The organism is Falsiroseomonas sp. RANM36 (assembly GCF_056682175.1).
This window is the reverse complement of record NZ_JBWXTD010000001.1, coordinates 161,088-169,862: the sequence shown is the minus strand read 5'-3', so window position 1 is coordinate 169,862 and position 8,775 is coordinate 161,088. Positions and strand designations below refer to the sequence as shown.

The following is an 8,775-nucleotide window of genomic DNA, read 5'->3' as shown; positions in this document are numbered from 1 at the left end:
GGGCCCCGATCCCGCCGCCGCCCCGGGGCCCGCCCCCTCCGCCGCCCCGCGGCCCGCTCCCTCCGCCGCTCCGCGGCGGGCGCGTTGATCCGCATCAAGGACGGCGCCGGCCCGCCATGGAACGCTGCGCCGGCAACACGGACGGATCCCGCCAGCATGAACCACCGCCATCGCAAGGTGCTGCACGCCCTCTTCGCGCATCCGGTCAGCTCCAACATCGACCCCAAGCACGTGCTTGCGGTGTTCGAGGATCTCGGCGCCGAGATCGGCCATGGCGGCCATGGGCAGATCAAGGTCACGCTCAACGGCCACACCCACGGCTTCCACGACAGCCGCCACAGCCTCTCGAAGGACGAGGTCGGCGAGATGCGGAAATTCCTCGAGCAGGCCGGCGTGGATCCCGCGGCGTACCCCCTGTAGCCGGGGCCCCCTTGCCCCCGCCGCGCGCGGCGGCGATGTTCTTCCCCCAGGAGAGGCATCCAAAGGGGGATCGAACCATATGCTGAGCCGCCGCCACCTTCTCGCCACCACCGGCGCCGCCCTCGCGGCGCCCCTCGTCACGCGCGAGGCCGCCGCGCAGGCGACCCGCTGGCAGATGGCGACACCCTATCCGGACGGTAACTTCCACACCCGCAACATCAAGACCTTCGTCGAGGAGATCCAGGCCGCCTCCGGCGGCCGGCTGGCCGTGCAGCTGCATTCCGGCGCCTCGCTGCTGCCGATGCCGCAGATCAAGCGCGGCGTGCAGACCGGCCAGGTCCAGATGGGCGAGATCCTGCTCGCCGCCTACGCCAACGAAGACCCGATGTTCGAGGCGGACAGCATCCCGCAGCTCGTCACCAACCATGCCGAGGCGAAGAAGCTCTCCGACCTGCAGCGCCCCTTCATCGAGCAGCGCCTGGCGCGGCAGGGGATGAGCCTGCTCTACATGGTGCCCTGGCCGCCGGCCGGGCTCTATGCGCAGCAGCCGATCACCACCATCGAAGGCCTGCGCGGCCTGCGCTTCCGCACCTTCAGCCCGGCGACCAACCGCTTCGCCGCCCTGGTCGGGGCGCAGCCCACGCTGGTGCAGCAGGCCGAGCTCGCCCAGGCCTTCGCCACCGGCGTGGTGCAGGCGCAGATCACCTCGGCCGCGACCGGCGTGGACACCGCCGCCTGGGACTACGCCAAGGTCTTCACGCCGCTCGGCTTCTCCATGACGAAGAACGCCGTCATGGTCTCCCGCCGCGCGATGGAGACGCTGCCGCCCGCGCTGCAGCAGGAGATCCGTGCCGCAGCCGCCCGCGCCGAGGTCCGCGGCTACGAGCTGAGCGCCGAGGCGCAGCGCACCACCGAGGCGACGCTCGGCCAACGGGGGATGCAGGTGCTGCCGCCGACCGAGGAATTCCTCGCCGGGCTGCGCCGCATCAGCACGCAGATGACCGAGGAATGGGTCGCCAAGGCCGGTGCCGACGGCAAGGCGCTGATCGAGGCCTATCGCCGCTGACCCGGCTGTCCTGCGCGTGGTTGCGGCACTGCGCCCCGGCGCCTGCCGCCGCCATGGGCAGGATGGTCGCGAAGCGCGCCGCCGGCCGCCCGCGCGGGGTTTCGCGCGGGCGCGGTCTCGCGCATTGATCCCCTGACACAGCGGAGCCCCGCCGCATGACGACCTGCCGGCGCGCCGCGCGCGCCCCTGCCTGAGATGGCCGTGCTGCGACGCGGGCTCGACCTGCTCTATCTTCTCGGCGGCATCGCCGGGGGCGTGTCGCTGGCCGCGATCGGCAGCATCATCGCAGCCCAGGTGATCGGCCGGCAGTTCGGCTGGGTGTTCGACGGCGCGGACGACCTCACCGCCTTCGCCGTCGCCGCCTCCGCCCTGCTGCCGCTGGCCTATGCCTTCCGCCACGGCGCCCATATCCGCGTGGACCTGATCATCGGCAACGTGAAGGGCGGGCTGCGCTTCGCGATGGAGGCGGTGGCGCTCACGCTCTCCGCCGGCCTGGCCGCCTTCCTCGCCTTCGCGATGGGCGACCTCGCCTTCGATTCCTGGCAGTTCGAGGACGTCGCGCAGGGCACCGTGCCGTGGCTGCTGTGGTATCCGCAGGCCGCCTGCGCCGCGGGCTGCGCGCTGTTCGCGGTGGCGCTCTGCGACGACCTCGCGGTGCTTCTCGCCGGCGGCTCGCCCTCCTACCGCAAGGCGGCCGAGGTCTCCGCGGTGCAGCGCGCGATGGAGGAGCTGTAGCCATGGACCTCGCCCAGACCGAGGCCGGGCTGCTGCTGCTCGGCGCGCTCTTCGCCATCCTCGCCCTCGGGGTCTGGATCGGGCTCGGCCTGCTCGCCACCGGCCTCGTCGGCGTCGTCGTGCTGCCCATGCTCATGCCGGGCATGGCCACCTTCCCGGCCGAGAAGGTGTTGGGCAGCGCCGTCTGGGGCTCGCTTGCCTCCTGGACGCTCGCCGCGCTTCCGCTCTTCATCTGGATGGGCGAGATCCTGTTCCGCACAAAGCTCAGCGACGACATGTTCCGTGGCCTCGCACCCTGGGTGCAGCGCCTGCCGGGGCGGCTGATGCATGTGAACGTGATCGGCTGCGGCATCTTCGCCGCCGTGTCCGGCAGCAGCGCCGCCACCTCGGCGACCGTCGGCAAGATGTCGCTGCCCGCCCTTCTGCAGCGCGGCTACCACGAGCCGATGGCGATCGGCTCGCTGGCCGGCGCCGGCACGCTCGGCCTGCTGATCCCGCCCTCCATCGTCATGATCGTCTATGGCGTCGCGGCCGAGGTCTCGATCGTGCGGCTGTTCATCGCCGGCATCGTGCCCGGGCTCATGCTGATGGCGCTGTTCAGCGGCTACATCGCGATCTGGTCGCTGCTGAACCCGAAGCTGACCCCGCCCGCCGACCCGCCCATGCCGCTGCGCGAGAAGCTGCGCGCCTCCGGCCAGCTGATCCCGGTGGTGCTGCTGATCGGTTTCGTGATGGGCAGCATCTATTTCGGCTGGGCCACCGCGACGGAAGCCGCGGTGTTCGGCGTGATCGGCGCGCTCGCGCTCTCGGCCTTCGGCGGCACGCTCACCTGGAACAGCTTCACCGCCAGCCTGATGGGCGCGGTCCGCACCTCCTGCATGATCAACCTGATCCTGGCGGGCGCCGCCTTCCTGACCAAGGCGATGGCCTATTCCGGCATTCCCGCGGCGATGGCGGCCTGGGTCGGCGCGCAGGGTTTCTCGCCCTTCACCATCATCCTGGTGCTGACGCTGATCTACCTCGTGCTCGGCTGCTTCATCGACGGCATCAGCATGATCGTGCTGACCGCCTCCGTCGTGCTGCCGATCATCGCGGCGACCGGCTTCGACCTCATCTGGTTCGGCATCTTCATCGTGCTGGTGGTGGAACTCGCGCAGATCACCCCGCCGGTCGGGTTCAACCTGTTCGTGCTGCAAGGGCTGACCGGGCGCGACATCCTGACGGTCACGCGCAACACGCTGCCCTTCTTCTGCCTGATGCTGATCGCGGTGGCGCTGGTGACGATCTTCCCCGGCCTCGTCACCTTCCTGCCGAACACCATGTTCGGCGCCTGATGGCGGTCGGTCACGCGCGCAGCGTGACCGCGCCCGCGCCCACCAGCGCCGCGACCCGCGCCGCCACCGCGGGCACGGCATTCGCCTCCAGCCCGAGCAGGCGCACCACGCCCGCCGCCATCTCCTCCTCGGTCGCGACCGCCATCGCGCCGAGCAGCGCGCGGCAGGCGGCCTCGATCTCGGCGGGGGCGACCATCGCCGCGCGGCGCAGATGCGGCGCGGCTTCGCGCCGGTCGCGCGGGGCGGGGGGCGGCGCCTCCTCCGCGCTCCAGAATCCGTTCCGCTCGGAGACCCCCTGCAACTGTCCCGCCAGGCGCAGCGCCTGCTGCAGCGCGGCGCGATCCGCCGCATCCAGCGCGTCCTTGCCCCACAGGATGCGCGCGCGTTCCGCGATCGCGTCCGCATGCACCGGCTGCTCGGCGCGGATGATCGCCGCGACGATCTCCGACAGCGTCGCGAAGGGCACCTGCGGGATCGCGGCGTCCTTCGGCACCGCCTCCGTCGCCTCCGCATAGGGCTGCGCCAGGCCCGGATCGGGGCTCGGCGCGACCGGCGCCGCCGTCGCCCCGCCCGCCGGCGCCACGCCGAGCGCCGCGCGCAGTTTCGCGCGCTCCGCCTCCGGCCGCTGCAGCCAGGCGAGCGACCAAGCGCGGTGCAGCTTCCACCCCATCATGCCGAGCGCACCGGGCCGCCCGCGCTCGCGGTCGCGCGCGGCGCGCACGCTGGCCCAGTCGCCCGCATCCGCCTCCACGCCCAGCACGAAATCCGCGCCCTCCTTCGCCGCCACGTCGAGATAGAGGCCGGAGATGCCGATACGCGCCACCGCCTCCTTGCCGGCCGCCGCGATCTCCCGCGCGATGACGCGGGCCAGCGGCGCCGCCGCCTCCGCGCCCGCGGCGCTGCGCATGTCGCCCGCAGCCGCGAAGCGCAGGAAGGCCTTGAGCGCCGCGACGCCGCGGCCGCTCGCGCGGTCGAGGTCGATGTCCTCGGCCGTCAGCCCGCTGAACACCACGGTGCGCTTCTTCGCCCGCGTGATCAGGACATTGAGCCGCCGCTCCCCGCCATCGGCCGAAAGCGGCCCGAAGCGCATCGCGAGCTTGCCGTCCGGGCCGCGCGCATAGCCGACGCTGATCAGGATCGCGTCGCGCTCGTCGCCCTGCACGTTCTCCAGGTTCTTCACGAAGAACGGCTCGTCCTCATGCGCGCCGAAGAATTTTTCGAGATCGGGTTCCTCGCGGCGCAGCTTCTCGACTTCGTCCAGGATCGCGTCGCGCTGCTTGATCGAGAAGGCCGCGACGCCGAGCGTATCGCCCGGCGTCTCCTTCGCATGCGCCATCACCGCGCGCGCCACCGCCTCCGCCTCGATACGGTTGACACCGGCGCCCTGCTCCCACTGGCCATCCACCTTCAGCAGCGACAGGCCCAGCTTCGCGGATCGCGCGCGCGGCGAGGGCAGCACCATCAGCCGCCCCTCGTAGAATTCCGCGTTCGATGTGGCGATGAGGCTCTCGTGCCGGCTGCGGTAGTGCCAGCGCAGCATCACGTTGGGCACGCCGCGCGCATTCGCCAGGCCGAGGATGCTCTCCACCTCCCGCGCCGCGACGGGGCCTTCGGCGAAGTCGTCCTCCGCGCCGTCATCCTCGCTGGTCATGCGCTGGAAGAAGCGCGTGGGCGGCATCTGCTTGTCGTCGCCCACCACCACCACCTGCCGGCACCGCGCGATGGCGCCGAGCGCATCCACCGGCTCGATCTGCGATGCCTCGTCCATCACCAGCAGGTCGAAGGTGAGGGCAGGGCGCAACCCGTGCGGCGGCGCCAGGAACTGCGCGACGGAGAGCGGCGACATCATGAAGATCGGCTTCGCCGCCTGGATCGCCGGCCCCGCGCGCTCCAGCAGCGTGCGCACCGGCAGGTGCCCGCGCTTCTTCTCGAACTCGCCCTTCAGGATCTCGTAGCCCGGCAGACCTGCGCGCACGCGTGCCAGCGCCTGCGCATGCGTCCACGCCGCCTCGCGCCGCGTCAGCTCGATGCGGGCCTTGTCCGCTTCCGCGAAATCCGCCGCGAGCCGGTCGAACTCCGCGCCATCGAAGGTGGCGAGTTCGGGCCGCGCCCGCATCGCCGATTTCAGCAGCGCCTCGTCGAGCGCGAAGGCGAAGTCCTGCTCCGCCTTCTCTGGCGCCAGGCGTCCATCCGCCAGCCGCTCCGCGATCGGCGCCAGCGAAGCGCCCGCGCGTTCCACCGCGCGCTGCCAGCCGAGCCAGAGCGGCAACCCTTCCGGCGCCGCCGCCCAATCGCCAAGCCGCGCGGCGATGTCGGGGAAGGGGGGATCGTCCTGGCCAAAGGCGATCCGCACATCGAGCCCCGTCGCCGCCCGAAGCTCCTCCCAAGCTCCAACGGCTCCCGCCCCCCCGTGCGGGGGGGGGGGGGGGGGGGGGCCGCGCGCGCGCGGCGGGCAGGTGCAGAACAACACGCATGACCTGCTGAACCCGGCATCCGCCGCCGGGCGCGATGCGCTGCTGCTGCCGCGCCCGTTGGCCGTTGCGCCTGCCCTGGATGCGCGTGCCGCCAGGGCTACACCGGCAGCGTCCGATCGAGGGACCCGCCCCGCGGGTCCGCCGATCGGACTGATGCTGCTCTCGACGCGTCACGTTCCCGAGCAAGGCACCCGGTCAGGTGATGCCACGTGATGGGATCTTGCTCGCGTCGCGACGACGGCGGATCGCTGCGCCGAGGCCGAGCAGCCCCATGCCCAGCAAGGTGAAGGATCCGGGTTCCGGCACCGGTGTGCCCGTGCACGGTGGCTGTCCGGGACCACCGCAGGTATCGGGACGCTGTGCGAAATCGATCGAAAGATCCTCGTTCTGGGGGGACCCGCTGACCGACAACACGCCGATGTAGGCACCCGTCGTGCCGTTCCAGATCGTCAGGGCATTGTGGAAGATGTCCGCGACGTAGAAGTTCGTTCCGTCGAACGCGATGCCGGTTCCATTCTGGTTGCCGGCCGGCGCATTGCCGGTGTTGATGAAGTCCTTCTGCAGCAATGCGCCCGTGATGGCGTCATAGACGCTGTAGCGATTCGGGCCCTGGAAGCCGCCATCGAACTCGTTGGCGATCAGCTTGCCGTTGAAGTATTCGAGGCCGTCATAGAAGCCCACCGACTCGGATAGTTGCAGCGTGCGCAACAACATCCCGGTCGGCGAATAGAGGTAGGCATTGTTGGTGCCAGAATAGTCGCCCACCCAGAAATTGGTGCCATCGAAGGAAATGGCCTGCAGTCCCGAAGCGCCTGCCACCGAGAAGGCTACGCCCAGCGGCGCGCCCGTGGTGGCGTCCGTCCGGTAGACGTTGTTGCTGTTGGCGACGGTCGTGTAGAGGACGTTGCCAACTTTGACGATGCCGCGGCCATTGCCATAGTTGGGCGTGAAGTTGCTGATCGTGGCGCCGGTCGTCTTGTTCCACTGAATGAGATTACCGGGACCGGCCTGATTGCCCCAGATGGTGCTTATGGTGTCCGCCCTTGCCGTGATCGGCGACAACGCCAGCAGGGCGAGGCCTGCGGCCGCGGCAAGACCTAGCGCTTTCTTCATGTCATGCCCTCCGAAACAGGTGCTGCTCCGTTCCCGGCAATGACGCTGGTTCGCCCAGTGTTTGCGGCGCCCCGTGCCGTCACCCTTGCGCAACATTAGAACAACGACTTAGGGGCATGCGAAACCTTTCCCGCGGCGCACTGTAAAGGTTTCCGACATCGCGACCGGCCGCCCATCTGGTGGCCGGGCAGCACTGGCCAGCGCCCGGCATGGTCGCCCCGCCGCATCCGAACGGCGCCGCGCCGCCGCCGCCGGCATGCTGCGGCGGATCGTGCCGACCCTGGCGGGGCAGCCTGGGCAACGGGAACACCTATGCTGCCGCTGGTGGGCGATGCCAGCATCGGCGCCGTGCTCTTCACGCGCTGGGCGCGGCTGATCGCGACCTACACGGTGCGCTCCGAGGAATTCGCCACCCAGCGCGAGGTGTCGCAGTTCGGCTCGCTGAGCGTGGCGTTCCGCTTCTGACGGCCTGTCGCCGCCCTGTCGGTGGATTTGACAGTCCGGGCCATGGGTTCGGCATCGCACCATCGCCATGGGTGAGGCCTCAGCCATCGGGCGATCTGAGATGCATGGAACATACTTTATACGATCTTTGCTCGCACAAGGCTGCGTTACATTTCGCGCCTGCGGCAAGCTTCAGGCGCGACGATGCAGTCAGGTGGTGGATGTCAAGTCTGCCGACGCCATGCAGACCTCTGTAATAAAAGGACTTCAACCGATGGTCTCGCCCCACGGGCCAGCTGGCGAGCGGCATGGCGCTTGGGTGTCCTTCCGGTGGTGGAGGGAATTTTCCTTACCACCATGGATCAATGGAGAGACCAGATGGATCGAAGGATCGCGAATATCCCGCGCAGCGTCGCAGCGGCGGCGGCGCTCGTGGTCGGCACCGGCCTGGCGCTTGCGCCGCGGGATGCGAGCGCGGCATTCCTTGCCGCCTTCAGCGAGGTCAACAATGTCGGCACGGTGGCAGACCTGCTGCCGAGCACGGCCGCGCCCGGCACCAATGCCAGCGACGCCACGGGCATCGACTTCGTCAACAACTCGCTGATCGCCCTGGCTGCCGGCGGCGACCTGGCACCGATCGCGGGCGCAACCGGCACGATCCAGGACATCGCCGAAGGCGCGATCCCGCTGGTCGGGCCGCCGGCCCCGCTGGCGATCGCGAATTTCTACACCCTGGTCCAGGGCGCCGATTCGGTCGTCTTCGACCTCGGCTCCATAACCGGGATCATGCGCGATCCCATCGGCCTTACAAGCCTGACGATCGATGGCGCCGGCACGCTGCGCGCGACCATCGGCGGCGTCGTCTACGACCCGACCCCGGCGACCTACACGCTGACGGTGCAGGGCAACGGCTCGACGACCTTCTCCTCCTCGACCGTCTCCTCGGGCGGCATCGTGGACGTGCCGGAACCCGCCTCGCTCGCCCTGCTCGGCATGGGGCTGATGGGCATGGCCGCGGCGACGCGCCGCCGGCGCCCGCGGGCCTGACGGGTCCGACCGGGCGGGGCGGCCGGCCAAGGGCTGCCCCGCCCACCGCCGCGGGCCGTCCGCGGCGGAGCAGCAGCAGGGCCGCCGCCGCCCGCCCCCCCCCCCCGCCCGCCCCAAGCCCCCCGCGGGGCCCCCCCCCCCC

Annotated in this window: 8 protein-coding genes; 6 read left to right on the top strand and 2 right to left on the bottom strand. The window is 70.6% G+C overall.

The genetic code is table 11. The features are described 5' to 3' along the window. Window positions 1-156: 156 nt before the first annotated feature. From AC1MIR_RS00845 to AC1MIR_RS00830, 4 genes are all read left to right on the top strand, one after another. Entirely contained in the window at window positions 157-420 is a 264-nt protein-coding gene (locus AC1MIR_RS00845) for a hypothetical protein (RefSeq protein WP_480026295.1), read from the top strand. Between the two features lie 79 nt (window positions 421-499). After that, a complete protein-coding gene (locus tag AC1MIR_RS00840) occupies window positions 500-1,486 on the top strand; it encodes a TRAP transporter substrate-binding protein (protein WP_480026294.1) in 987 nt (328 codons plus the stop codon). Window positions 1,487-1,681: 195 nt separating this feature from the next. Next, window positions 1,682-2,221 (top strand): TRAP transporter small permease, encoded by a 540-nt coding sequence (locus AC1MIR_RS00835; RefSeq protein ID WP_480026293.1) that lies wholly within the window; start codon window positions 1,682-1,684, stop codon window positions 2,219-2,221. Window positions 2,222-2,223: 2 nt separating this feature from the next. Next, the gene (locus tag AC1MIR_RS00830; RefSeq protein ID WP_480026292.1) at window positions 2,224-3,555 is read left to right on the top strand and encodes a TRAP transporter large permease; all 1,332 of its coding nucleotides are present in this window, start codon (window positions 2,224-2,226) and stop codon (window positions 3,553-3,555) included. Window positions 3,556-3,565: 10 nt separating this feature from the next. Here AC1MIR_RS00830 and AC1MIR_RS00825 read toward each other — a convergent pair whose 3' ends face one another. Both AC1MIR_RS00825 and AC1MIR_RS00820 read right to left on the bottom strand, forming a co-directional pair. Continuing rightward, window positions 3,566-6,025, bottom strand: coding sequence for an AAA domain-containing protein (locus tag AC1MIR_RS00825; protein WP_480026291.1), 2,460 nt, complete (start codon window positions 6,023-6,025; stop codon window positions 3,566-3,568). A gap of 199 nt (window positions 6,026-6,224) precedes the next feature. Then, window positions 6,225-7,142: a PEP-CTERM sorting domain-containing protein gene (locus tag AC1MIR_RS00820; RefSeq protein ID WP_480026290.1), complete on the bottom strand. Its 918-nt coding sequence runs from the start codon at window positions 7,140-7,142 to the stop codon at window positions 6,225-6,227. A 312-nt stretch (window positions 7,143-7,454) separates the two neighbouring features. On the opposite strand from AC1MIR_RS00820, the gene AC1MIR_RS00815 reads away from it, so the two are divergent. Together AC1MIR_RS00815 and AC1MIR_RS00810 are read left to right on the top strand one after the other, a co-directional pair. Then, window positions 7,455-7,607 (top strand): lipid A-modifier LpxR family protein, encoded by a 153-nt coding sequence (locus AC1MIR_RS00815; RefSeq protein ID WP_480026289.1) that lies wholly within the window; start codon window positions 7,455-7,457, stop codon window positions 7,605-7,607. A 357-nt stretch (window positions 7,608-7,964) separates the two neighbouring features. Continuing rightward, a complete protein-coding gene (locus tag AC1MIR_RS00810; RefSeq protein WP_480026288.1) occupies window positions 7,965-8,633 on the top strand; it encodes a PEP-CTERM sorting domain-containing protein in 669 nt (222 codons plus the stop codon). Window positions 8,634-8,775: the final 142 nt, after the last annotated feature.

What these genes read in the sequence shown, in the direction of transcription:
- AC1MIR_RS00845 (WP_480026295.1), top strand. Translation starts at nt 157, where the DNA reads ATGAACCACCGCCATCGCAAGGTGCTGCACGCCCTCTTCGCGCATCCG.
- AC1MIR_RS00840 (WP_480026294.1), top strand. Translation starts at nt 500, where the DNA reads ATGCTGAGCCGCCGCCACCTTCTCGCCACCACCGGCGCCGCCCTCGCG.
- AC1MIR_RS00835 (WP_480026293.1), top strand. Translation starts at nt 1,682, where the DNA reads ATGGCCGTGCTGCGACGCGGGCTCGACCTGCTCTATCTTCTCGGCGGC.
- AC1MIR_RS00830 (WP_480026292.1), top strand. Translation starts at nt 2,224, where the DNA reads ATGGACCTCGCCCAGACCGAGGCCGGGCTGCTGCTGCTCGGCGCGCTC.
- AC1MIR_RS00820 (WP_480026290.1), bottom strand. Translation starts at nt 7,142, where the DNA reads ATGAAGAAAGCGCTAGGTCTTGCCGCGGCCGCAGGCCTCGCCCTGCTG.
- AC1MIR_RS00815 (WP_480026289.1), top strand. Translation starts at nt 7,455, where the DNA reads ATGCTGCCGCTGGTGGGCGATGCCAGCATCGGCGCCGTGCTCTTCACG.
- AC1MIR_RS00810 (WP_480026288.1), top strand. Translation starts at nt 7,965, where the DNA reads ATGGATCGAAGGATCGCGAATATCCCGCGCAGCGTCGCAGCGGCGGCG.